This is a genomic window from Olivibacter jilunii (assembly GCF_900607235.1).
In the GTDB taxonomy this organism is placed as follows: domain Bacteria; phylum Bacteroidota; class Bacteroidia; order Sphingobacteriales; family Sphingobacteriaceae; genus Olivibacter; species Olivibacter oleidegradans.
The window spans coordinates 101,151-127,594 of the sequence record NZ_LR027850.1 but is presented as its reverse complement, the minus strand read 5'-3'; the positions used below and the strand labels follow the sequence as shown (position 1 = coordinate 127,594).

At 41.5% G+C, this 26,444-nt stretch carries 22 protein-coding genes; 4 read left to right on the top strand and 18 right to left on the bottom strand.

Going from position 1 to position 26,444, the window contains the following annotated elements:
* The 15 genes from E0E36_RS11875 to E0E36_RS11805 form a co-directional block, all read right to left on the bottom strand.
* The gene (locus E0E36_RS11875) at positions 1-825 is read right to left on the bottom strand and encodes a glycosyltransferase family 2 protein (protein WP_130856139.1); all 825 of its coding nucleotides are present in this window, start codon (positions 823-825) and stop codon (positions 1-3) included.
* Between the two features lie 282 nt (positions 826-1,107).
* Positions 1,108-1,686, bottom strand: coding sequence for a WcaF family extracellular polysaccharide biosynthesis acetyltransferase (locus E0E36_RS11870; RefSeq protein WP_130856138.1), 579 nt, complete (start codon positions 1,684-1,686; stop codon positions 1,108-1,110).
* Positions 1,679-2,842, bottom strand: coding sequence for a glycosyltransferase (locus E0E36_RS11865; protein ID WP_207303754.1), 1,164 nt, complete (start codon positions 2,840-2,842; stop codon positions 1,679-1,681). The genes E0E36_RS11870 and E0E36_RS11865 overlap by 8 nt, the downstream gene beginning before the upstream one ends.
* Before the next feature lies 1 nt (position 2,843).
* Positions 2,844-3,920: a glycosyltransferase gene (locus tag E0E36_RS11860; protein ID WP_242627192.1), complete on the bottom strand. Its 1,077-nt coding sequence runs from the start codon at positions 3,918-3,920 to the stop codon at positions 2,844-2,846.
* On the bottom strand, positions 3,920-5,071 hold the full coding sequence (locus E0E36_RS11855; protein ID WP_130856136.1) for an O-antigen ligase family protein: 1,152 nt from the start codon (positions 5,069-5,071) through the stop codon (positions 3,920-3,922). The genes E0E36_RS11860 and E0E36_RS11855 overlap by 1 nt, the downstream gene beginning before the upstream one ends.
* 11 nt (positions 5,072-5,082) lie before the next feature.
* A complete protein-coding gene (locus E0E36_RS11850; protein WP_130856135.1) occupies positions 5,083-6,249 on the bottom strand; it encodes a glycosyltransferase in 1,167 nt (388 codons plus the stop codon).
* 1 nt (position 6,250) lies between these two features.
* Positions 6,251-7,048 (bottom strand): glycosyltransferase family 2 protein, encoded by a 798-nt coding sequence (locus E0E36_RS11845; protein ID WP_130856134.1) that lies wholly within the window; start codon positions 7,046-7,048, stop codon positions 6,251-6,253.
* A 4-nt stretch (positions 7,049-7,052) separates the two neighbouring features.
* Entirely contained in the window at positions 7,053-7,991 is a 939-nt protein-coding gene (locus E0E36_RS11840) for a glycosyltransferase family 2 protein (RefSeq protein WP_130856133.1), read from the bottom strand.
* Positions 7,992-8,016: 25 nt separating this feature from the next.
* Positions 8,017-9,162, bottom strand: coding sequence for a polysaccharide pyruvyl transferase family protein (locus tag E0E36_RS11835; protein ID WP_130856132.1), 1,146 nt, complete (start codon positions 9,160-9,162; stop codon positions 8,017-8,019).
* A 7-nt stretch (positions 9,163-9,169) separates the two neighbouring features.
* Positions 9,170-10,234 carry a nitroreductase family protein gene (locus E0E36_RS11830; RefSeq protein ID WP_130856131.1) on the bottom strand — a complete coding sequence of 355 codons (1,065 nt, stop codon included), beginning with the start codon at positions 10,232-10,234 and terminating at the stop codon, positions 9,170-9,172.
* A 13-nt stretch (positions 10,235-10,247) separates the two neighbouring features.
* Positions 10,248-11,693 carry a lipopolysaccharide biosynthesis protein gene (locus E0E36_RS11825; RefSeq protein ID WP_130856130.1) on the bottom strand — a complete coding sequence of 482 codons (1,446 nt, stop codon included), beginning with the start codon at positions 11,691-11,693 and terminating at the stop codon, positions 10,248-10,250.
* 30 nt (positions 11,694-11,723) lie between these two features.
* Complete coding sequence (gene gmd, locus E0E36_RS11820; RefSeq protein WP_013665224.1) at positions 11,724-12,824, bottom strand: GDP-mannose 4,6-dehydratase; 1,101 nt, start codon at positions 12,822-12,824, stop codon at positions 11,724-11,726.
* 37 nt (positions 12,825-12,861) lie between these two features.
* Positions 12,862-13,353 carry a cupin domain-containing protein gene (locus E0E36_RS11815; RefSeq protein WP_130856129.1) on the bottom strand — a complete coding sequence of 164 codons (492 nt, stop codon included), beginning with the start codon at positions 13,351-13,353 and terminating at the stop codon, positions 12,862-12,864.
* A gap of 401 nt (positions 13,354-13,754) precedes the next feature.
* Positions 13,755-13,946, bottom strand: a complete 192-nt coding sequence (locus E0E36_RS11810) for a hypothetical protein (RefSeq protein ID WP_130856128.1) — start codon at positions 13,944-13,946, stop codon at positions 13,755-13,757.
* Between the two features lie 1,166 nt (positions 13,947-15,112).
* A complete protein-coding gene (locus E0E36_RS11805; protein WP_130856127.1) occupies positions 15,113-16,528 on the bottom strand; it encodes an undecaprenyl-phosphate glucose phosphotransferase in 1,416 nt (471 codons plus the stop codon).
* 387 nt (positions 16,529-16,915) lie between these two features.
* Here E0E36_RS11805 and E0E36_RS11800 point away from each other — a divergent pair, with 387 nt between their 5' ends.
* From E0E36_RS11800 to E0E36_RS27745, 4 genes are all read left to right on the top strand, one after another.
* Positions 16,916-17,746, top strand: coding sequence for a sensor histidine kinase (locus tag E0E36_RS11800; protein ID WP_130856126.1), 831 nt, complete (start codon positions 16,916-16,918; stop codon positions 17,744-17,746).
* Positions 17,747-18,442, top strand: coding sequence for a LytR/AlgR family response regulator transcription factor (locus E0E36_RS11795; RefSeq protein WP_130856125.1), 696 nt, complete (start codon positions 17,747-17,749; stop codon positions 18,440-18,442).
* Between the two features lie 149 nt (positions 18,443-18,591).
* Positions 18,592-19,269, top strand: a complete 678-nt coding sequence (locus E0E36_RS11790; RefSeq protein ID WP_130856124.1) for a CpsB/CapC family capsule biosynthesis tyrosine phosphatase — start codon at positions 18,592-18,594, stop codon at positions 19,267-19,269.
* Positions 19,270-19,531: 262 nt separating this feature from the next.
* On the top strand, positions 19,532-19,705 hold the full coding sequence (locus E0E36_RS27745; protein ID WP_013665216.1) for a hypothetical protein: 174 nt from the start codon (positions 19,532-19,534) through the stop codon (positions 19,703-19,705).
* A gap of 77 nt (positions 19,706-19,782) precedes the next feature.
* Here the strand turns inward: E0E36_RS27745 and E0E36_RS11785 are convergent, their stop codons facing one another.
* The 3 genes from E0E36_RS11785 to E0E36_RS11775 form a co-directional block, all read right to left on the bottom strand.
* The gene (locus E0E36_RS11785; protein ID WP_130856123.1) at positions 19,783-21,246 is read right to left on the bottom strand and encodes a SusD/RagB family nutrient-binding outer membrane lipoprotein; all 1,464 of its coding nucleotides are present in this window, start codon (positions 21,244-21,246) and stop codon (positions 19,783-19,785) included.
* A 10-nt stretch (positions 21,247-21,256) separates the two neighbouring features.
* The gene (locus E0E36_RS11780; protein WP_130856122.1) at positions 21,257-24,490 is read right to left on the bottom strand and encodes a SusC/RagA family TonB-linked outer membrane protein; all 3,234 of its coding nucleotides are present in this window, start codon (positions 24,488-24,490) and stop codon (positions 21,257-21,259) included.
* Positions 24,491-24,981: 491 nt separating this feature from the next.
* A complete protein-coding gene (locus E0E36_RS11775; protein ID WP_130856121.1) occupies positions 24,982-26,442 on the bottom strand; it encodes a RagB/SusD family nutrient uptake outer membrane protein in 1,461 nt (486 codons plus the stop codon).
* Positions 26,443-26,444: the final 2 nt, after the last annotated feature.

Sequence of the window (26,444 nt, the reverse complement as noted above, 5' to 3'; positions counted from 1 at the left end):
CTATTTGGAATTTTGTTTACTCACTAACTCCTTTGTCTTCAAGACAATGAAGTATTCATAGATAGACTGTAGTGTAGCATAAGTAGTTCCCGCTATGCCATCTAGAAAGGCTCTCCTCCACAGCACCATATACAGCCACTTAATAAATGGGCGTCCTGGCATTTTATAGAATAAGCCCTTTTGGTGATAGCGCTTTTCTGTAAAATCCTTACTGAACAGCGCTTTTTGTAACGAGAAGTTGGTACCTTTTCCCATGTCTTCCAAGCGCATTGCTGCCTCCATATCGGCGTAACTCAAGTGCCGTTGCAACCAGTAGCGAAAACCTTTGCTAAAGGGATAATGGTCGAGGTATCCGTGTAATCGGCCTACCGGTCCATCCGGCAAAGACACCGGGTTGACCAAACGTTCGTAGCGCATTTTATCCGGTCTAAAAAATCGGAGATAAAAAGGAGATATCTGAGCATGTTTTAACCAACGGCCGTTCCAGGCAAAATCACGTCGTTGAATTTCATAAGCCACTGCATCTCCTTCCTGGTCGAACGCCATGAGTGCTTCCCTCAAACCCGTTGATACCCGCTCATCAGCATCTATATAAAGAACCCAAGCGTACTTAAAGGGAATATTGGCCAGACCCCAATTTTGGTGTGCCGACCAATTATCAAATTTACGTTGCGTAATCTTAGCACCGGCCTGCCGGGCGATTTCCACGGTACGATCTTCGCTAAAAGAGTCGAAAACATGGACATCATCACACCAGGCTACCGAAGCTAAGCATCCTGGCAAATCTTGTTCTTCATTCTTAGTTAAAATCAGTACAGAAATCATATTTAACAGCTTTCAGCTTTCGGCTATCGGCCACTAGTCACATAGCTTTTGGCAGTATGCTTTAGGCCTTAAGCGTAGGCTTATTCATTATTTCTTGTTTATTTATCAGCTTTCGGCTATCAGCCATCAGCTGTCAGTCACACTGCCTACCAGGCAAGTTTATCATTCATACACTCTATTAATCACTAATCTTCAACTCATTATCACATTGGCTCATCATCACATCGGCTCATTATTCCTTGCCCTACTCAACAATTTCTCGACTCAACGATTTACAACAAGCTAATTAGCTAATTGCTCCATTGGCTCATTGACCATTACCCGCTCCTTCAAGGGCTTACACGGATGTCCGGCGCAAACCATCCATGCGGGCATATCCTTCGTAACTACTGAACGTGCTCCAATGACGGCACCCTCACCAATAGTAACCCCTGGGTGTATAAAACAATCCGCGGCGACCCAAGCGCGCGCGGAAATAACAATAGGCAGGGTATATAACGGATGCCCTACCTTGGTATAATCATGCGTACCCGTACAGACATAAGAACCCTGCGACACGATGGCACGATAACCAATTGTAATCATCCCTTGTGAGTATAATTCGGCTCCGCTAGCAATACCACACTCATCCTTCAAATCCAGATTCCATGGGGCCCAAATCTTTACCCCGGGATAAACATGCACTCCTTTACCTACTTTAGCGCCAAAACATCTCAAAATAGCCGCACGGTAAGCATGAAATGGTCGGGGCGAATATTTAAATAATAAGGCATAAACAAGGCTCCAAAGCACCCGCATCAAACGGTTACTTAAGGAAAAGGACGCTCCTACGTACGTATCATTATTATATACTTTAGTCATAATTCAACGCTTCTTTTAAACGCTTCGCGGCCATGCCCACGGTAAAATACTTATGAAATGTTCGCTCTGCGTTTCTTCCCATTTTTATTTTCTCGTTTGGATCTAAGTGTGTCCAGCTATGGAGTAAACGCTCGACGCCTTTCTGTGTATTATCCACCACGATCCCTCCCCCTTCTCTCTCAATTTCTCGCCATATGTTCACTTGATTGCTAATCAGGACCGGCTTCTGGCAAGAAAGAGCTTCTACCACCGCTATACCAAAATTCTCCTGATGGCTCGGTAACACAAAAGCGCCGCAACCGTAAAAGGCACCCCATTTCAAACGCCCTGTTAACATATCCGTAAAAATGATATCAGGATCTTTAGCTGCCAGTTCTCGAATTTCCCTTCCATAAGGTGTATCCAAACCCGGCCCGGCTATAACCAAAGGAGCTAATGAATGCGTACCTGATTGCTTAAGGTTTAAATAAGCATTTACCAACAAATCCAATCCTTTTTTGGGATGAATTCTGCTAATGAATAAGAAATAACCATCAGAAGTAACTTGGGGAAAAGCAATCTTAAATTCGTTAGCCATTGCCTCATTTTCCTCTAAATCTTTTTCCACTCCTAACCCTACAACAAGTTCTTTTTTGGGCTTATAGCCATTAAATGTCTCATGAGCCAAAGTCTTTTCCATCTCACAAGTAAATAATAGCCCTTCCGCTTTTTTAATCAGCCGATTTTCAACCAACGACCAAATGAGTTGATTTCTAAAGGCTTTCAGTTTTCGGCCAGCTGATTTTTGAAAGTAAGGATCCAACATACCATGGGGCATTACGTAAATTTTCGTGGCAGTAGCCGCAGGCATACTTTTCAGGATAGCATAGCATTGAAACTGCCAGAGACCATGAACAATGACATTTTCGTATGCGTCCAGATTTTCTTTAAGCCAACTGATCAATTTAGTATGGTAATTCCAAGATGTTGTTCCTTTACCTATTGTAATTAGTTCAAAGTCCGGATAATCTCTTTTTATCTCTTCCTCATCTAACGAAACAATAGCACTTGAAATATTGTAAAACTTTAGTCCCCTTACCATGGTTTTAACAGCTTGGCTAACGCCCCCGGCTTTAGGATCCATAGTTGAAATAACATGTAAGATTTTTGTTCTCATATTATAAGATGGATAAAGCATTTTGCACCATATTTCCCATAAGTAGTTTATCCTGGACAATTCGCTTCGATTGCATGCCCATTGCTATCAGTTCTCGTTGCATAAGCTTCGACAGCGTCTCTTTTAACTCCTCGATATTATTTAATAAAATTCCATTCCGATCATGCTCTATATAATGGTACTCCACACATTGTAAGACTGCCTCGCTCCGTTTAAATGTTAAAATTGGCTTTCCATATGCCATGGCTTCAACAACCGATAAACCAATCCAGCCGGGCTGATAATAAATATCGGCAATCGAAAAAAGCTCATCCTTTAGTTGCTTTTCATACACTTTTCCATAATCATACACATTCTTATAAGGTAAAAAATCAGGCTTATAAGCGCCTTCACCTATAATGATAAAGCCATATTTCCGAGGGTCCAGCAATTCAATAGTTTGAATCAGTAAATCAAAACGTCTATAGGGATTATCAAAGCGGGCACAGTAAATCAATAAGATGTCCTCCGTGATGTTATGCTTTTTCTTAATGCCTTTTAATTCATCTACATCGTAGTGCGTATCCAAAACCTTTTCAACACCGGAGATCGTATTGTTCAGCGCAACGATAGCCTTATCGGGAAAAATTGCCTTCCATTGAACAGTCTCTTTTTCCATATAAACCCAAGCGCCATCTGCCAGCTTCAACATTGCCATTAAAAGCCGGTTTGGATGTACCTCCTCCACGAGATAGCGTTTTACAGAAATACCCTGCCCCCAAAGAATAATTTTTTTACGGTGGAGCGGTTTCGTAATCAAAAGCAACCAAGTACTGATTTGCGCAAAGTCCCACATCAACACTAATGTTTGATACTGTTTACTGAGTAAGGGAAAAATATTAAAGAGCAGAAATTTTTTCAACTTAATACTTTTCAAGCGTTTCGTTATCAACTGGCTCTCTTTGAAATTGCGGTTACTCGTACTTTTCATGTCTTCATAAGTGAACACATCACAAGCTAATCGTTCTTTTATATAGCGATAAAAGTCTTCCCTATAATGAGGTACCGAAGGGTTCACAATTGCAATTCTCTTTTCCATTATAACTGTCTAGTAACCGCCAATAACATCCAATATGTAAAGGATGGGATACTCACCGTATCCAGTAGGTATCCTTCAAAAACAGATGTCACCAATATCAACGTCAGTAAAGCCAAGAAAGCCAACCGCTTAAAGTTGTGTGTATTTAATAGATCCGTAAAAGCTGAAGCCATCACCCCAAACAGGCTCCGGAAAAAAAATGCAGCTCCCAAAACACCTCCTGCCACGATGGCAAACATATAGGCATTTGTGCTAGCACCGCTTCGTCCTTTCCCAATCAATGGTAATTCAGAGGCATCTTCGTAAAGTTCGCGCCACGTCTGCTCTCGGGTATTTCCCCGATCGGCATAATCCAACGACTGCATAGTTAGGTTAGCCACCAACAGCATTGAAACCAGCGCTAACAATATCATAAAAAACGGTTTGAAAGATGAATTTTTCATCCCTACCATGAAGAAAATGAAAACCCCGGTGGCTACTCCTAGCATGGATGTACGAGACATTGTCAAGAGACACGCATAGATACCCACTGCAAAAGCTATCAAGAAAATAGAGCGTCTCTTCCACTTCCGTTCTTTCCATAAAAAGACAAAAGCGAGGATCGTTTCAATAGACGCGCAGATTCCCATAAAATTGGGATGAGCCGTCACTCCAAATAATCGGCCTTTCCATATGACATGCCCTATTCCTGAAACGTGTATAAGCACGTTCAATGCGATGAAGAAAAAACTGCCCCAGAAAAAAGCTGCTAAAACGGAAAACCCCTCTGCTCGATAAATGGGCAAATTGGCCACTACCTTCAAGAAATAAATAAAGGTGATGATACCGAATAACAAACGTATCAAAAACTCCGTCGCATTATTCTGCCGTGAAAATTCGGTTAACAGAATAATGACTTGGAAGATAAAAAAATACGGCAAATAAGATTTCCCACCTTCTTTTTCCATTTCTGTCGGCACCCGGAACATAAATCCAATACTCAACAGCATCAAAAGCAACACGATGGGTACAGACAGTGTCTGGAGAAACTGAATATAGGAGGGAACGGAATAATCCAGTGCTAGCTCCGGATCCGGCGAACGGAAGGAACTAAGGAAGACCACTCCGATCATACAGAGGTAAATCACTAATTTATTTCCGTTCTCTTCCATATATTATATTACTATAAAGCAGTCTCAACTTCAGCTGCAAAATGATCCACGCTTTTCAATTCAACAAAATCCCGAGCCTTGCTAACGAAGTTATAGTGGCCACTGGCAACGGTAATTTGTCTGCCAATTTCCCCCGGCGTAACCTCATCGACTAACAGACCAAGTTGATACGTGTTAACAATATCCTTTAATAATCCTTTACCCGTTGTAATCACCATTTTATTGGAAGCAGCGGCATGGCCGAGAATTCCACTGGAAGCTTCTGCGTTTTTATAGGGAATCACCACCGCATAACACTGGTTAAAAAGACTTTTCATCATGGCATTCGGTACAAAACGATTATCCCAAATAATAGGTACTTGCGTTTTCATGCGAAGCTCATTAAGTGCCAATTGAAGTTCTTCTTCCTCTTGGCTGTTCCCCGCCTTTCCCACCAATAGAAACACCACTTTCATCTGCACTTCGGGCTTTAAATAGGTGGCGGAGTTCACAAATTCGATCGTTCCTTTCCGGTCACTCAAACTTCCAATATGTAAGTATATTTGGCGATCTTTCGAAATACCATAATGTTCATACACACTGAAAGCTTCCAACGGTTCTATGTTTGGAATAGGGTCAGCCAACGTCTTAAAAATGGAAGTTTTAAATTTCCTATTCAGAAAAGAAACTGTTTGTTCATCGTTCAAAACAAAAACACGATTCACTTTTTTGTTTCCTGTATAACCTTTGGTAATTAAATATTTGCGCAAATATTTAATCCGCTCCTTTAAGCTTCCTCGATGCATACGATAAAATTGAAGGAATAGGATACCACTTACGCTGTAGCTTGGCGTGTAAAAGATTAATGGTAATTGCAATAAATTGAAATAGAGAAAGCAGACATGATCCGCCCCTACTTGTAAAGCATATCGATGGGCTAACCGATAAGTATTAAAAGACATTTTCACCAGCCCTCGACCTTGGGTTTTCTCAAATTCATGTAGACTAACACAGACAAGGCGCAAATTGCGCGCTTCTTTTATCTTAATCGCAATTTCAGGAAAGCGTTCTTCAAATTGAGGGTGTACCACAAAAACGTAGTTGTGCCCATCTTCTTTTTCTCGAAGATAATTCACCATATGGTCAATATATTCTACGTGATGCCCCGTAATCATAATATCGAAGAATAATTTCACCATACTATCTTGTTAATTTGAATTTGAATAAGCTTAAATACAAGTTCATTAATGCGATGGCTGCATGGAATTTATTCGGTATTCTGCCAAACAACTGCCTGAGAGACCGTATACGTTCGTCATATACTGGCGATGTTTTACTGTAAGAAGCAGAAATTCGGTCGCTGCTATGCCTCACATAGGTATAAAGTGCTTTTGGCACATAGGCAATACGCATCGACATAAGGGCAGCTTTGAGGAAATAATCAACGTCTTGATTTCTTTTCAATCGCACATTCCAGCTAATCTTATCAGCTAAGTCTTTTCTGAGTAAAGGTGAGCCACAACCGAAAGAACCGTGTGTTTTAAGTACTTTCTTTAACTTATGGGCATTGGAATGATAAACCTGCTCATTTGTATCTACATAGATCATTTGAAAATCACAGAGGCCGAAGTCGGCACTTTCTAACTCCATGCTGTGGATCTGCTCGGAGAACTTATTCGTGTCAATTAAATCATCGCTGTCCAAAAATTGAATAAAAGCCCCCTTAGCCTGTAAAAAACCATAATTCCGAGCAGCGGGCGCTCCCTGGTTTGACTGCGTAAAAACTTTTACTGTAAAGAGCTCGTTCTGCTGGCTTTCCCTAAACCGCTCAAGCACAGAAAGCGACGTATCCGAAGAGCCATCGTCTACCAGTATTATTTCCAATGGGCGATATTGATTTGCCACGAGGTTCTCTAAAGTAACACCGATAAAATCTGCTCGATTATATACGGGTACTATAATAGATACTAATGGCTTTTTTATCATATCTTTCGTCATAAGGCTAACGATTCAACATAGTTCTATAATAAATTCTATACTCTTTTAATACTTGCCGCTCCTTCAATAAGTATTTCAAAAAGAGTGACCAAGCACTGAAGAAATAGGAACCAGCTATTTTATATGCGTAAATTTTTCGGGCGATAAATTGCTTATATCGAGCAGCCAAACCTTCTTCCTGGGCCCATCGATCTAACGCTTCCCATACGAGTAACTGGTTACGGTAGTACTTTTTCTCCTTAAACCCCACCTTCGTATACCGATTTTCCAAATGGACACCTCTAGTAGCGATCGCCTGGGCAAGAATGCCGGGAACGACCTGTGCGTAATAGCCCAATCGGATAGTAAATTCATAGTCTTGATGTAATCGCAAATTTTCCTGAAAGTGCATCGGCATTCGAGCAAGAACTACTTTTCTTACAGTAAGCGTATCCAAATGAATGTGCCCTCTACGTTTCTCATTGATACCAAGCAGTTCTTCGAACATGGACTCGCCTGCCTTAAAATTTCGCACCACCGTAAACTTCGATGAGAAATGGCTGGCATATTTCTCTTGAGCCTCTTGCGAGTAAAAGTGAATACCTAAGGCCCCATACATGGCGTCGAAATCTTTTCCCTCCCGCCAATACTCCCGTTCAGCATCAAAGCGATTCGTTAAAAACAGATCATCAGCGTCCAAAAAAGCGATATAGGGACAAGTAGCCTTCTGTATGCCAAGATTTCGAGATGCGCCGGCTCCTTTATTTATGCCATTTTCGTGCTGATAAAGCTTAACCCGTTCATGTTGTCTTTCCAACTCCTTACATACGGCCAAAGCATTGTCCGGTGAGCAGTCCTCAATAAGAATGACCTCTTTCACTTCCTCAAACTGTAAGGCAGACTGTACTGCATCTGCCACATAGGCTTCAGCATTGTATACCGGTATAATGACTGCGATTTCCATACGATAGCTTTATCTGCTTATTTTATCAATTCCTTAGTACGTAAAACACCTGCTCCCACATCTGTTTCGATAGTTCCTTTTGCTTCGCACCTGCGTCTGCTAATGTCTGCTTGCATATAGCAGCGCTCTTCTCATCCAAAATCAATGAGATTTTAGCTTCGAGCGACTCCAAATCCATGTCCTCTTTTCCAATTCCGCCCTCCTTGAAATTGTAATCTTCCATTAAGGCTTGATATTTATGACTCCACCCAATGCAAAGACAAGGTACTGCTTGAGAAAGTGCACTGACCAGGCCGTGAAACCTTGATGTGACAACACCTTTACAGGCGCCAATAATTCCTTTCACTTTAAGCGGGTCATCTTCTTTGATAATTTTGACGGTTTTACTGAATTGAGTATTTACATCCTCCGCAAGCTGCAGGTCTTTTTTTCCTTCGTGAATAAGGAAAAAAGGGATCTTACCATGCCTTTCAATCAATACGACTAGATCGTGTAAACGTTCCAGGTATTGACCACGGTGTGTAAAAATATTGGACTCCAACAGTTTATTATTAGGAATGATGGCCACTTCCGTTTCCTTCGGATTAAAATAATCGGGTACCTTTCCTTTGATCAGATTGGTAAAATCCGGTCTAAGGTGTATTCGATCGGTTGACACCTGCAAACCATTCAAATAAGCAAGTGAATATTGATCACGCGCGAAGACCAGATCGGCTTGATCTAAAATAATTCTCATTTTCTGTTGTAATGCAGGATTCTCAAATGCTCCAAAAGCTTGTGGCAGCATAATGACTTTTTTCCCTTGCCTTTTCCACTTTTCAATATGATTTGCCAAACGTTCACCCGCCTTTTTTTCGCCCCAAAAATCGCCAAACGCGAACCCCGAACCATCAAGCACAGCCTGAATGTCCTTTTCGTGAACAAAACCTAAACTGCGCATCAGGAATTTTGGCATAAATCGACCCCACTTAGCCGAGTCTATCCCATATTTCTTCACGTTCAATTTGGTATAAATACCCAAGCTACGTTGTTGTTTAATTGTTGCACTAGGCCGTTTCTCCATAACGAAAACCACATCAGGAATTTGTTTTTTAACAACATCCATAATGGCATGTAGCATCAATTCGGCACCTTTATTGTGGAATTCAACCCCACGTAATTCGATTATCATGTGTCTATTAATTATATCTACGAATTTGGTCCAACGGTCTTTTTTCCGAAAAAGCCACCAAACCTTCCGGATCAGGGTAGCCGACTCCCATACACATCAACGCACGTTGATAAGGCTTCAACATTAAAAATTTATCCATTTTTTGTTCACGACTTTCAATATCAGGCCAGTTAATAGCGCAGCTGCTTAAACCCATAGTTTCTAGAGCCAACATAAAGGACATAGAAGCCAAAGAAGCATCAATATACATTACATGACGGTCTCTTTCATCAAAATAGGCATCCAGATTTCCCACCAAAACAATAAAGACAGGTATCGAATGACCGTACCCTTTGGTTCCCATAGGTAAATTAATCCCTTCCTTTACCAGCTGGGCCTCATCAAAAATGCGAAATTCAAATGGCTGCCTATTACAAGCACTCGGTGCTTGATTAGCCGCTAGAATCGCCTTATCGATCATTTCCCGTGGAACGGGTATGTCTAAAAACCAACGAACGGATCGACGTTGACGGCACAATTGATAAAAATCCTCAAAGGAAATGTTACTCCGATGTTCTTCCAAACGGACATAGGGAACGGACTTTGCTTCCGCTTTTCCGTCTGGTATATTCGTAGGCGGCATACACTCTTGAAGAATGCGGTGATAGCGTTGCCCCAACTTATAGACGAAGGGGTCTTCTTCGCCTGCAGACTCGAAATAGGCGGACAAGACGTCCTTAAACCACTTCAATTGTAAATTTGTATCCGTCGTAGATTGCAATTTGCAAATTCCTTCAAAGCTATCAATCGTCTCTTCAATATAATCCTTTCCAAAAACGGCCCTGCGAGGACGCATCAATAAGCCCTTTTCAATCCGGTGCGTATTGCGTACTAATAAAAAGTAGTTTGCTTTGATTTCCTTCGCCTCCTTTACATGTTTCACTCTTCCAGCTAATACAGCTTGGCTTTCTCGGGCAAAAGATTTATCAAACAGCAGATAATAAAGAACAGATAATTTTTTTGATCGAGCACAATAGATCGGTATTGTCTCTTTGATCATTCGTTTAATAGGTGCTTTTAGGGCCTTCATCATAGCTATTCTTCTATTATTTCTTCATTAATTTGAGTTGATTGATTTGTAGACGAATCTCATTTCCCATGAGCAACCAAATAACCAACATATAAGTCAACATCAGTAAGGAAGCCGATACAACAAAGGGCCAACCCAGTAGGGTAAATGTGATTTTTGACACCAGATAAGCCAATAACGATGCAATCCACGGGTCTTTAATGGCTACTAAGAACTCTTTGGTGCTTACCTTAATTGCCAGTAGCTTATTAAAGGTATACTGAGCGATTAATACTGCTATCACTTTGTTCAATAGTATCGCCCAAGCAGCCCCAATAATTCCATAGTAATAGATGCCTGCTAACAGCATGGGTAAGAATATAACTGCCTTTACCAATTGAAGTTTCATTTCCAAGCCAGGCCTACCGACTCCTCTAATCAGCGCCGTATTGCTATTAACCATCATATGGAACATCACCGCGATGGCTAAAATGCGAAGTGGCTCAATAGCCATTTCCCACTTGTCGCCAAAGAATACAAGAATTATAGGTTCAGCCAGCGCGCAGAAAGCCGTCATAATAGGATAAATAATTAAGCTATTATAATTGATGACTTTCAAATAGTAGCTTTTTAGCGCCTTATGGTCTGTCTGCTTCTTGCCATAAAGCGGATACATTACATTGTTGATGACGGCCATAAGCCTGCTCCGAAATGTATCAGTAAGAATGAAGGCAAATGTATAAGCACCAAGCAGCTGTGCGCTTAATAACTTTCCTATTAACAAATAGTCCACATTGTTAATTAGATAATTAAGCACATTAGTCCCTGTCGTATAGATACCAAAACCGAAGATATCGTGAAAAGCTTGCTTATTCCAAATAAACCTGGGCTTCCATCCGGTTGCTTTAAAATAAAGCGGAATCGCTACAATAATTGAAGCTACCGAGTTAAAGGCCAACGACCACACACCCGCTCCGGAAAATGCAAGGCCGAGAGAAAGACATCCTGAGAGAATGTTCGATGTGTTGTCAATAAACGCAATTTTTTTGAAATCCATGCGCTTTGTTAATTGAGCCTTATTAACCAAATTGATCGGACTTGATAGTACCCCCAAACCGATTACAGGAATAAGTGCCTTCAAGATAGGTTCACTATAAAACATAGCGGCTAATGGCGCTACAGCAAAGCAAATGATCAGATAAATGAATAATGACCATCCGAAACCCGTCCAAAATGCTGTGTGAAAGTGCTCCTCGCTCAATGTCTCATCCTTTTTTTGGACAAGCGCAGCTCCTATGCCTAAGTCGTTCATCACCTGAACAAATCCCGTAAACACAGTTGCCATTCCTACGATACCGAATTGCTCCGGGAACAAGAGCTTCGCCAATACCAAACGAATGATAAAACCAAATCCTTGATTAACCACCATTTGTATGCCCGTCCAAAAAACACCTTTTGCTACGAGTTTTTTCGCATTATTCATTAAGCGTCTTTCATCTAATCATTTTATATACTACCCCGCCAAATGCTCCCACTGCGTTTTATTGTCCTTTTTAAACACCTCGATATCCGAAGCCACCATTTCGCGGCACAAAGCAGATAAATCATATTCCGGCTCCCAGCCCAATTTTGTTTTCGACTTAGTCGGATCACCGATCAACAACTCAACCTCCGTCGGACGGAAATAAGCCGGATCTACAGATACTACCTCTTGTCCTATCTGTAAAGCATCATATTCCGGATTGCTTAGTGACTTGACAAATCCTTTTTCATTTACACCTTCACCTTTAAACTCTATTTCGGCGCCCACTTCCGCAAAAGCCATTTTTACAAAATCACGCACCGGTGTGGTAATTCCGGTTGCAATAACATAATCTTCCGCTTTTTCTTGTTGTAGGATAAGCCACATTGCTTTTACATAGTCCTTGGCATGTCCCCAATCGCGGCGCGCATCCAAATTGCCTAAGAACATCTTGTCCTGCAGGCCTAGAGAAATAGCCGCCACCGCTCGTGTGATTTTCCGCGTCACAAACGTCTCACCACGTAAGGGACTCTCGTGGTTAAACAGGATTCCGTTGCAGGCATACATATTGTACGCTTCACGATAATTCACCGTAATCCAATAAGCATATAACTTAGCTACGGCGTAAGGGCTCCGTGGATAAAAGGGTGTGGTTTCGCTTTGCGGTACTGCTTGCACTAAACCATATAGCTCAGAGGTCGAAGCTTGGTAAATGCGCGTTTTCTTTTCCAAACCAAGAATACGGATGGCCTCTAGAATACGTAAAGTTCCTATCCCGTCGGCATTAGCAGTATATTCCGGTGTATCAAAACTTACCTTTACGTGGCTCATCGCCGCTAAATTGTAAATTTCATCGGGTTGCGTTTCCTGGATAATACGAATCAGGTTGGTGCTATCTGTCATGTCGCCATAATGCAACTTAAAGCGCACATTTTCGCTGTGTGGGTCTTGATATAGATGGTCTATACGATCGGTGTTGATCAATGACGAACGGCGTTTAACACCATGCACCATGTAGCCTTTCTCTAATAAAAGTTCTGCAAGATAGGCTCCATCTTGCCCATTTACACCAGTAATTAATGCTGTCTTCATATGTTACATTGTTTTTATATTATTTCACTCCTATGAGCTATAATTTCAATCGTATTACGTCTGCATCATCCGAAGGATACTGAACATCCACATGGTTCCAAAGTTGTGCGATAACAGCCCAGTCGTCTAATCCTACCAAGCGGTGTCGCTTTCCCGGTCTCAGCTCGATGATATCTTTTGACTGTTTAACCAATAGCCTTCTTTCTTCATCATCATCACTCGTAATCACGCCTACTTCGCCTACAATCACTTGCCACCATTCGGCCCTACGTTGATGATATTGCCAAGCAATAGCCTGCTTTGGTTCAATAACCAAGACTTTGGGTTTAGAGGGATGAGCGGCCTTTTTCTCTTGAGACTGTATAACCTCTTGAAAAAATAGGTCAGCGAAGCGTTGTGCCTGGCTTTCGTCGATCATTACTGAACCACCCCACGGCTGCGAATGATCAAGACCAACAATCCGGAAGCCCTGGGATGTTATTTTTCTTTTAACTTCCTCGAAAAAATCAGCTTTATATGAGATGCGCATGATAGAAACGGGCTATATTTTTCAATTCTGTCCTTAATATGCGCCAACTTGCTCAAATGAGCACAGATTAAGCACAAGCTATAAATGAATATTTATCAAAAAACAAGATCGTTTGTTAAATAAAAGTTAAGCAAATGATCAACTGATTGATTTATTTCGAAAATACTACGCAAAATGACAGTAAACAAAAAGCCATAAGGCACTTGTGTACGAACTACACAATATTGTGTAAATATGTACAGAAGAAAAGGGGAAGGTTTATAGCCTGAACACGCTAAAAATAAAAAGCCTGCTTCCAATTTTTGATAACTAAATTGGAAACAAGCCTCAAATTTATGTCTATGGGTCTAGTAGACCCAGTCGCGTCCAAAGATTGGTATAAGTAAAAATCTAATCTATAATTATTTCGCAAATAAAGTCAGATAACCATCGTTGATTTCAAAATCATCATATACAGGCATGAAAGGAGATTGCCGCGACACTTCAATAAATATTTCTCGTTTCTTACTATTGCTTCCAGAGCGCCCTCTCTCGCTCAACGGAAGCCTCGGTCCTTGCCTCAATAAGGCCGGTGCATTACTTTTACTATTCATTTAACAATTTTACAATTAGGTACTTACAGTTGTTTTTTACGGCACAAATGTACATAATAATCTTTTTCATATATATACCTAACACTAGATATTTTTGTATAAAACAATGAGTTTTAACATTTTTTAACGTACAGATGATATCAGGTGTAATTGGCGAATACCTTGATCCTAAAATAAAAAATCTTTATTTTCCAAAGGCAAATATGGATAAAAGCAACACAATCAACGAAATATAATCATACAAATGTGTACCAATGGTTCAATTATGAGTATGAGGAATCACGGTTTGTGAGTTGTAAGTTTTAAGTCCTATGTTTTACGTAATAGGGGGTAGTTGAGTCGTTCAGTAGTTGAGTCGTTAAATAGTTAAGTCGTTCAGTAGTTAGTGTAATTGCTACTTGTAAGTGATGAATAGCAGCAGCAGTACAAGCCTTATAGCTTATTACTCATCATTCATAACTCATCACTCGCCACTCATCGCCTATAGCTTATTGCTTACAGCCTATCGCCTACTAACAAGCTCCCTTGTTCACTAGTTAGGGAGTAGTTGAGTCGTTCAGTAGTTGAGTCGTTAAATAGTTAAGTCGTTCAGTAGTTAGTGTAATTGCGCGTTGTAAGTGATGAATAGCAGCAGTACAAGCCTTATAGCTTATTACTCATCATTCATCACTCATCACTCGCCACTCATCGCCTACAGCTTATTGCTTAAAGCTTATCGTCTACTAACAAGCTCCCTTGTTCACTAATTAGGGAGTAGTTGAATCGTTCAGTAGTTGAGTCGTTAAATAGTTAAGTCGTTCAGTAGTTAGTGTAATTGCGCGTTGTAAGTGATGAATAGCAGCAGTACAAGCCTTATAGCTTATTACTCATCATTCATCACTCATCACTCGCCACTCATCGCCTATAGCTTATTGCTTACAGCCTATCGCCTACTAACAAGCTCCCTTGTTCACTAGTTAGGGAGTAGTTGAGTCGTTCAGTAGTTGAGTCGTTAAATAGTTAAGTCGTTCAGTAGTTAGTGTAATTGCGCGTTGTAAGTGATGAATAACAGCAGTACAAGCCTTATAGCTTATTACTCATCACTCATCACTCATCACTCACCACTCATCGCCTATAGCTTATTGCTTAAAGCCTATCGCCTACTAACAAGCTCCCTTGTTCAATAATCAATAAGCTTGCTTATCGCCGATAATCATTCGCCAGAAGGTTAAGAAAATAATTTTCAAATCAAGCAAAAAAGTCCAGTGTTCGATATACCAGATATCATGTTCAATCCGCGCTTTTAATAGATTCGGATTTCCGGATTCTCCGCGTAGTCCGTTCACTTGAGCCCATCCCGTAATACCGGGTTTGGCCTGATGCCTTACCAGGTAGTTTTTTACAATATAGGTAGATTCGACATTCATCAGCGAAGCGTGCGGGCGAGGTCCTACCACCGACATTTCGCCCCAAAGTACATTTAGGAATTGTGGAAATTCATCTAAGCTCGTTTTACGAAGGAAACGCCCGATCGGCGTAATCCGGGGATCGTTCTTTTGCGCCTGTTGAAATTTACCGGCCTGATTGGTATCAGGCGCCTTCACATACATTGATCTGAATTTATAACAGAGAAAAGGTCGGTTGCGTTTACCCCAGCGTTCTTGTTTGTAAAACACGGGGCCTTCCGATCCCAATTTAATGAGAATGGCGATAAGAGGAAACAGCCAGGAGCATACAAAGACGAGCACAAACAAACTAAAGAAAATATCAAAGGCTCTTTTTGCCGCCCGATTATAAATATCTTCCAATGGCTCATTCCGTACGCTTAACAACGGAAAACCGCCAATCATGCTAAAAGTATACATCCCCGAGTTACTCATTTGAAAGACATCCGGAATAATGCGAAGTCTTACCGCGTGGGCACTTAAGGCAGAAGCGATTTCTTTCGTATTATAAGAGGTTTCCGGACCATCTGCAATAAACACCTCATCAATGTCATTGATATCCCCTAAGGGTTGCCCTCCCACCATCAACATACGCTCTCCAAAGCTTTGGGCTGGCTGGGAAAAAGTCAAGGCGCCCTGAATATGGCGCACCACTTCATAGCCGTAATACTTATTTTCTTTGATATACCTGCAAAATTGCTGACCATGCTCTCCTCCTCCGATCACGAGTGCACGACGGCGTAAGTAGCCATGGCGAAATACCATCAAATAGATCTTCTTAAGCAGAATCTTACTGAAAGGTATGAAGAAAGCAACCAGACAGCCATAGATCACAACAAAAGTTCGCGAATAGTCATTTTCCTTTACAGCAAAAATGAACAAAACCACCAACATCACCTGCCATAAAATCGTATTAGCTGTTTTAAACAGCTCACGCATCTGGTTTTCCTGGATCTTATCTTCATATAATCGATTGGAACGAGCGGTAAAGTACCACCCACAAAGCAAAAAAAGTAGAAATCCCGCATCATAAAGGCTCAGCTGATAAAAATACTCGTAGTTACTAAATCGAACAGCAAGTAAAAAGGAAAGGATAATAAAGAAAAAATCGGTAACTACGTGTGTAAAATGAAAGAGGTAACGGCTGCTTAAATCCATAAAAGGGAAATTACGAGAAAAATTTAACAAAAATGTTTATTCCTGTGAAATGCGCTCAACAAACATCATACCGGTAAATAAAATTCAAGAAAAGGCCATATTGCATACATATTTTTCATAAAATCGTGAAAAAAACCAACTTAAATGCACAAAAACATAGAGTTAACACAATTAATATAAATTTAATATCAGCAAGAAAAAGCGATTTTAAACGCAACAAGACATTTTTACATTTTTTAAAAAGAAATCGAGTGGAAAATTAAAAATATTGGCATGATTTTTAATATTTAATAGCGAATTTGCAAATAAGATACTCAGCAAACAGGCAATACGTTCTTTACCACTAAGAGAATTTTGCTTTTTTCACGTCTAAAAGAAAGAGATATTGTGATACCATTTTTAATCAGTGATATTCCTAAAAAGCCTATTCCCATGCGAATGAAGGGTATGTTTGCACTTTTGGACGCCGGCTTTTTCGGTATCCTTGGCATTGTTCTCACCGTTGTGAGTATCTTTTTTATTAGCCGGCACAAAAATAGACAACGTATTCACAGGCTAAAGCGAGAATATGCTGAGTTGGACGAACGTTATCAGGCTTTGCGCAACAAAACAGAATCGCACGAGCTGTTCATAAACGAGACACATCATCGCGTCAAGAATAATCTACAGTTTGCGTCCTCTTTATTGAACATGCACATACGTACAAGTAAGCACCCCGAAGTAAAAAAAGCCCTTCACGATAGCGCCGTGCGACTTCAATCGATGCTTTTAGTGCACCAAAAGCTATACACTGACAATTTGCATGACACCATTGATTTAGCAAATTATACGAAAGATTTAGTCCATTACATCGTAAAGAGTTATAGCGGACAAGAACAAATACAAAAAAAAATCAATATCTGTGCGGCTAAAGTAAAAACTGATGTTATCATACCGTATGGTTTACTGATTACCGAACTGATTACCAATTCAATTAAATATGCGAGACAAGAAGATGAACACCTACAAGTAACCATCCAGGTTACGCCCACAGAAGCAGGGTACTATCGTTTGTATTACAGTGACAACGGCCCGGGCATTTCTTCGGGCATCAATTGGGAACAAACAGGTACCATGGGCCTACGCCTGCTAACCAACCTTACAAAACAACTACAGGGAACGATCCATTACGAATTTAACGAAGCCTCCATTTTTAAAATTAATTTCAGAAGTACATAGATGCAAAATTTACGAATTCTTATAGTTGAAGACGAGATGATCATTGCATTGGACATGCAGGAAATGCTCGAAGAAGTTGGTTACACCGTATGTGGTATAGCGGCTGATTACGAGGAAGCATTAAGCTTCGTAAAAGAAAAAACGCCGGATCTCGTGCTTTTAGACATTGGCATACGCAGTGCACGAAGCGGTATTGATGTGGCTCGCGTGTTACGCATTAAGGGTATACCGTTCATTTTTACGACCTCACACGCGGAACCCGCCACGATCGAAAACGCAAAAGATACACGGCCTTACGGTTACCTTATCAAACCTTTTACCAAGATTGACTTATATGCTGCCATCGAGATTGCCATGAGTCATTTTCAAAAAACAGACGAACCAAGCTTGTTTCTACCTATGGGTCGAAATAAACATCACGTATCGTTAAAGGACTTAGTTTTTATCAAGGCAAATGGTAATTATGTGGAATTGCAGATTGGCACCAGACGAGTAGCCCTTCGAAAAAATTTAAAGGAATTCGAAGCTAAATTACCGGCAGGACACCCTTTTTTACGCGTACATAAGTCGTACCTCGTCAATCGTTCTCATATTCATTCTTTTAACCAATTGGAACTAAAGCTGAAAGATGGCACCGGTATACCGATAGGTCGGACTTACTTTGCGGATATCAAATCAAATTTATTGATTGTTTAGCATATTCCTAACAAACTGAACAAATATCCATCAGTTTACACACAGAAATACGTCATTTAGACACAAAACGAAAACACTTGCGAAACGAGTTGAGCAAATACGATTATATTTATACATTATATCACAAGTATTGTATAAATTATATAAGGATGTTTTCAATTTTACCAACTCAATCAGCAACGTATACAGGCAATAGGGTTGGAAGCATACTCGCTGCCGATATACATATTGATTTACTGAAACCAAGTTTCGGCTATTTCAATAGCACTGATGTAACCGAAGAACTGAAAAACGCTGGCTATGCTTGCATCTTCGGAGCTGTGAGTCAGGATGCTATAGATGCTAAAACGTTTAACAGCGCCTTGCCAATACATTCAATTAGGCTTTATCGTTTGGATACGGACGGAGCCCTTCTTCAACAAGAAAAATTAGAGACTTTTGGAAAAAATTATGTACTGCTAGAGGCACCGGCAGATATTTTAAGCCGCGATCTGGAAGATGTTGTCGCTTATCTCACCGGTAAAGGCCTGCAACCGGTACTGGCTAAGACAGAGCAATACGCCTGCTTGCAAGATAACTATCGGAATATAACACGCCTTCACTTGCAAGGATGCCTGTATGAAAGTGATTTACTTTCCTTAGCTGGATCTAATGGGGTCGACGCAAAGCGTGTAGCACAGAAATTATTTAAAGAAGAACGTGTAAGTTTTGTAGGATCAGGTGCACGGAATACCGATGATCAACAAATGATCAACGAGCTTTTTCATTCAAAGAAATTAATGAAACAGTTGCAGTCAGCTTGCATAAAAAACAAAGAAATTATTTAACCAAGAATACCTGAACAACGGCGGTGATCATGGCCCTATGATCATCGCTTTGAAAATTCACTAACCTTCATATTGCCGACCATAATCGGCACAACTTTCTATTTCCTAATTTGTAGGTATTTCGTATTTCGAAATTATCCGCTACCTTTGATTCTAAAACCTATAGGGAGGGGTTCTTTCAATGACATAAAAGCTTTGTGATACAGAATCTTACCAAGTAACAAGAATCCCCACTGTGCGTTGTGTGTATAAATAAGTTAACATGATGTTATTTAACATTTTCATGCGTCATCATGGGGTCGTGACGCTGGTGATGGAAAACGTATTGGCTACCGAAGTCGATAGCCTCGTGAAATCACTGAATGCATTGAACGATGACGGCGAGGTATACTATAAAGTACCCGTCGATAATCGGCGTTCACAGGAAAGACAATAAAAGAGCTATAAAACAAAGGCGAGGCGCTAACGTAGTGATTAGGGCCTCGCCTTTGTTTTGATACGATCAGTTATTTTTTATCTATCCCACCAAACTTTCGTCATGATATCATCACCACCGATCCGATTAGCCGCTTCCTGGTAATTCGTTGGATTTGATCTGCGGATTTCTGTTGGATACATGAAACGGGTTGGCATGACACCATCATGTAGCATATACTCTGTTTTCGGAAGTTCCGGGTAACCGGTTCGCCTATACTCAAACCACTGCTGATAATCATTATAAAATAGAGCAATATACTTTTGTTCCATCAACTGCTTCATCGTTCCATTGAATGCTACCACGGGATGGTTTAGATAGCCTTGGGGCATAACACCATTTTTCCACTGGGTGATCCCTGCAGCAACACCTTTTTCGTAAGCTGCTTTTGCCGCATTTAAATCTCCTCGTTCCAAAGCTACTTCCGCTTTAATAAGCTCCACCTCGGCATAACTCATCATCACTTCAACAATCTCCGTCCCCAAAGTGGTATAAACCATGAGGTCGGCATTCGGCTGACTTGGATTGAAATTGAATTGTGAGGCATCCCCTGAATGCGCCGCCGGTACGCCTTTATAACCGATATCGACAGGCTTACCCCCTTCTAAACGGCTCGCTCCTGTCATAAACAAGCTACGCCTCGGATCTTCTTGTGCATTTAGTAAATCGACAAAGAAGGATGCCATAGCCTTAGCATTGGCATAATCCTGCCTTCTGCCCCAGGCATAATCATAAGGGGAATTTCCTGTAATGGTTACAAAGGCAGCTTCAGCATTACTTGTGAACACCGGATATTGATCCGGATTATCGATTATTGTTTGCAACCGTTCATAGCTATTCATTTCCGTTCTTTTAGACATGCGCAGCAATAAACGCATCAACAAGGAGTTATTAAAGCGCTGCCACTTCGTCTTATCGTTACTATAAAGCAGATCCTCTCCAAACATCTTGGAGTCATCTGTCGCATAAATGGTGTTCGCCTCTTCTAATTGTGCAATAAGGTTTTCATAAATTTCCTGTTGTGTATCAAAGCGTGGTTGACTGATACCTTCAGCGGCCTTCATTGCCTCAGAAAAAGGGACATCTCCGAAACTGTCGGTGAGAATCCCCATTATATAGGCCTTTAAGGTAGCCGCTACAGCTCTGTAGACAGGTAAATTGTAATTGTCGGCTGCAGTTTCCATCTCCCTAATATTGGCCATCCACTTATAACACGTATTCCAAGTTCCATTTCCTGAATTTTCATTCAAGTCATAACGGTGAATCCCATTAGAAACGCTTGGATGGGGAATGCATACCTGCATCATCTGCCAATCAAAGTTGTAGCTCTGCTCGGTAAAATAAGTGCTCATGTTGTAGATAACGGGGGTAAGCATACTACCTGGTGATACCACCTCCAACTTATTAGGATCGGTATTAATTTCTTCAAAGTCCTTTGTACAGGCGCTCATCCCTAAGAAGGATACAATAGCCAATGTTTTGATATACGGTTTTAGTTTCATCAGTCAACAATTAGAATTTTACATTTAGATTCATTCCCCATGTCCGCGGTGTAGGCATTTGTCCCATCTCCACGCCTGGAATAATCGTGGCTCCATTTAAAGCTGCCGTCTCCGGATCGAAAATCGGGAACTTGGAAATTATCGCTAAGTCGCGGCCAAAGACCGCAATACTCGCACCGCCCACCCGAAGTTTTTTACATAACTCCTTGGGTAAAGCGTATTCAATACGTGCTTCCCTTAATTTAACATACGAGGCATCAAAGCTATTGGTTTCTACATTGGCTCTTCTATAATAATCAGCATACCAGGTATTAATGGCCACCGGTGTTGTATTAGGTGAATAACTGCCATCTGCGTTTTGCACCACACCATCGCCAACGACGGTACCGGTTTCCCGCCCCAATAAAGTATGACCTAACTTACCCTGTTCAGTCATTTTATGGTGACTTTGCGAATAGACAATCCCACCATATTGTCCGTCAATCGATATGCTTAAACGCCAATTCTTGTAAGAGAACTCATTCTGAAAACCACCACGCCATAAAGGGTAAGCGTTACCGATTTTCTCTATATCAGTAGGTCGTAACGCCAAGCCCGTTTTTGCATCAAATACCACTTGCCCGGCCTCATTACGTACTAAACCGTAGCCATAAAGGTCTCCAATCGATCCGCCCTTCGTGGCGTAGAAATATACCGTACCACTTTCGGCATAAAGCTGTTGGTCTACTCCCATATCTTCGCTCAAGGTCAAAATCTTGTTTACATTCTTTGCCCACGTAATGGTGGTATTCCAATTGAAATCTTTACTGACTATAGGTTTGCCGCTCAGTAAGATTTCAACACCTTGATTCTGGATTTTCCCTGCGTTGATGAAGCGCTCTTGATAACCCGTTGTCACATCTAATGGAACTCGCAACACTTGATTTACCGTATTATTCGTATACAGGTTTACATCTGCATTGATGCGGTTATTAAACAGCATGAAATTCACACCCCCCTCCCACGAGGTTGAAATTTCAGGCTTAAGATCGTCATTGAACAAGATGGCAGGTGCACCGGCCGAACCAGGGAAAGGCGAAGTTTCAAAATAGCTGCGGGTACGATACGGATCGGTATCGGTGCCCACTTGAGCCCACGACAAACGTGCTTTGGCAAAAGAGATCAATTCAGGCAATTCGAATAAATCACTCAAAACATAACTTGAACTCACCGAAGGATAGAAATAGGAATTGTTGCCATCGGGTAAGGTAGACGACCAATCGTTTCTTCCGGTTACATCTAAAAAGATTTTATCTTTCCAACCGATATTGATCAAACCATAAACACTATGGGTTTTACGTTCAACAGTTTGGTTTTCGGCCACAGCCTGTGTTAGGGCATTAGACAGTTTATAGATACCCGGAACCATCAAACCCCGTGCAACTCCATTACTGGTTCTGATTTGATTATGCATAAAGTTTGCCCCTACCGACCCTGTAAAAGAGAAGTCCTCGCTCAATTTATCACGATAGGTCAACAATCCGTCCGTATTGGTCTCTTTGAAAAACACGTCTTGTTGTTTATAATACCCTTGGGGGAAATTTGCCGTATTATAGGGCCGCCGTTGCTCGCGCTGATCCTGCCTCATATTTAAGCCGGAACGGAGCATCAATTCCCATTTACTGTTAAAGCTATAGATACCCTGCAAGTTCCCTTCCAAGTTGGTACTGCGCAGACTATTGGTCATCTCATAGGCAATTAAGAAAGGGTTCTCAATAAAGGAGCTAAAAGGGTGAATTTGTTCTATGTTTTCCATGCCGGGCTTCCAAATGGGACGATACCAATCCAGATCAACATTCGGATTTTGGAAGATCATAAAATAGCCGATCGACTGATTGTTATAACCTGTACCCGGGAGGTTATCGCTGTTCTTATTAGTAAAAGACAACTTCGCGTTCAATTTCAATTTCTCGGTCAGTTGCGCGCTGGTATTCAAACTCGCCACTAAACGGTCGAAACCCGTGTTCGGCATAATCCACTTATTTTTGGTATGCGTAATGGAAGCTCTCGCCGAAAATCGATCGGTTGCTCCATCCAAGGCTACGCTATTAGTAAAGTTTGTTCCCGTGCGCCAAAAGCTTTTGATATTATCCTTGTAAGGTACCCATGGCACACGCGTGGCCGATTGTGCACCCGTTGCGGGATCGTATTGGAAATATGACTGACCGTCAAACTTAGGTCCAAACGCACTGGAGGTAGAACCCGTATTCGCCCCATCTTCCGATAAATCATACGAATAGTAAAGCTCACCTGCGGCGTTGCGGTTTTGTACACCCTGCCCATACTCGTATTGATAATCCGGCCAACGTAAAACATCACTGATACTGGTATTGGAATTGATTGTAATGCCAATCCCCCCTTCATGTTTAGCGCCTGATTTAGTGGTAATGATCAAAGCTCCGTTACCAGCTCTGCTACCATAGAGAGCGGTTGCCGCGGCTCCTTTTAAGACGGTGATCGACTCAATATCGTCTGGATTAATATCGCCTAAACCGTTTCCGAAATCGATTGGAATATCTTTATCCGCACCACTTGCACCCGCACCATAAGCCTGATCAACTCCCGAGCTGATATTTCCATTGATCATGGGGATACCATCTACCACAATCAAGGCCTGATTTTTGGCCGGGTCGAGTGATAAATTGCCACGCAAGTTAATCCGCGAAGTATTCAGCGGACCCGAGCTGGCCTGTGTAATATTTAAACCGGCTACTTTTCCTTTAAGGGCTTCCGACCAATTGTTTGGCATCGCTTCGGTCAAGTCTTTATTATCGAGCTTAGATACCGAATAGCCCAGCGCTTTTTCATCCCTTTTGATACCCAATGCCGTTACCACCACTTCGCTTAAGTCGGTACTTGCACTGCCAAGTGAAATCAATAAGCTTTGATTATCCTCCGTAAATCTGGTGGAATACGGCTGATAACCCATGTACTGAAAGCGTACTTCCGCTCCTCGTGGTACTTTTACCTGAAATTTTCCATTGACATCAGTCACCCCGACGGCCTTACCATCAGCTATAATGGAAACGGAGGGAATCGTTTCGCCGGTTTCGGCCGACTTTACTAGGCCTGCAAGTGCAATTTCTTCCTGCGGTGCTTCTGTTAAGTGAATGTGGTTGTTTAGTTTTGCCAAACTTACCTGATTCGTAACACTGAGGCCTGCCACCAATAAGCTTGTAAAAAAATAGGGTTTAAAATGTTTCATCTGTAAATAGTTTTAATCCATCGGTAAGATGGAGCTTACCATATTTAAAATTTACATTTCCCAGTGTAATGAAAATGAAATTTTAAACATGGACGGTTCATGCTAACTTTTCAATTTGGCGCAAGAATAGCCCTATTATGTTAAGTGTAGGTTAACTTACTATTATCCGTAAAAGTTACACGGACTCGTTACAATTGTCCGGTATACTCATTACAATTTGTCTGGTATTTTATTACGTAGATAAACCTCAATTGTCCATTTTTTAGGACAAGGGAATATACCTGTCGAGGATTTCATTTCTAATTCCGCGCTAATCTAACTGAAAAACGACGAAAACATTTGGCACAGGATTTGAAAATAATAAGATAGGTTTAGGTTGATTAAAAAAAGACGAACGTCCGGCATCCCCAAAAGCCGGACGTTCTCATTTCATAGCACCGACAAAGTGCCCCACTCTAGCAAGCGACGGCCCTAATGCATTTATAAATAACTTAATAATCCGGATTCTGTTCCAGTACGCCCTGACTTTTATCGATTTCCGTTTGCGGCAAAGGCCAATGATAAAAGCGCTCTTCAAATCGATACGTAAGGATACCATCCTTCACATTATTGAGCACCTCTTCTGCTATCCGCCAACGCTTCAGATCAAAATAGCGCAAGCCTTCAAAAGCCAACTCTAAACGGCGTTCCTTGCGAATAGCCGCTCGCATTGCTTCCTTGGTCAAACCCGCAGCTAGCGGATCCAATTTGGCACGTAAACGTATCGCATTTAAGGCCTCTAACACCTCCTGTGTAGGCCCTGAAAGCTCATTCTCCGCTTCTGCAAAAGAAAGCAATACCTCCGCGTAACGCAGCATAACCCAGTCTTGCTGACTTTGTGTCGAATAACCATAAGGTATCAGGCCCGGCGTCAGAAATTTCTTTAACCCGTAGCCGGTGGGCACATTATTGGAAGGCCGATGGACAACACCGTCAAAATTCACCACCTTATCAAAAATCGTCAGGTCTCGACGAATGTCACCTGGTTCAAATGCATTAAAAAAGTTAGGTAAGGGGCTAACCACCGCCCAATCACCATACCATTGATCCATTGGCGTTGCATTATTGGGTGCTAGAAACTTGATGGAAAAAATAATTTCCGGATTACCCTCTTGTGTACCGTCCCTAAAGGTGCTCTCAAAGGAGGGAGTCAATGTATAACCGGCCGCCATGATTTCTTTTGCCAAGGTACTCGCCTCGCTTAACAAAGCGGGGTCAGGCGTTCCATTTTCATCATAGGCCGCATAAAGTAACACCCGTAATTTTAACGCTTGTGCGGATGTTTTAACTATATGGCCATCTCCACTAGCGTAAAGAGTTGATCCTAAATTGGCAATGGCTACGTCCAAGTCAGCAAGTGTCTGCGCCAATACATCCGCTTCAGCAGCCTTTGGCTGAACTTGATTTTCCAAAGTGAGCGGCTCCGTTACCACAGGCACTGCACCATAACAGGCATAGAGCATATAGTAGTAGAAGCCACGCATAAAGCGAACCTCCCCCTCATAGCGCGAACGGGCAGCTGCATCCAATTCCGCCCCCTCGTAAGCACTTAATTTAGAAAGAAAGATATTGGCCCGGGCTATGCCACTATAACATGCATTGTAAATATCAACAATATATCCTCCCGAGGAAGGAAAAATTTCACCGCGCACAATGCCTTGGCTGCCGTTATAATTATGTTGACCGTAGCCATTATCCGTCAACACATCCCAATTAGGACTACCATAGGAAAAGATGCTATTTTGCAACTGCCCATAAATAGCGGTTAGTGCCATATCAAAATCGGCTTTCGATTTCCAGTACTGATCACCCGTTAAACGATCCAAGGGATCTTTATCAAGAAAATCTTTACTACAACCACCCATGCTTAACAGAAAAAGGGTGGTACACATCCATAATATATACTTTTTCATCG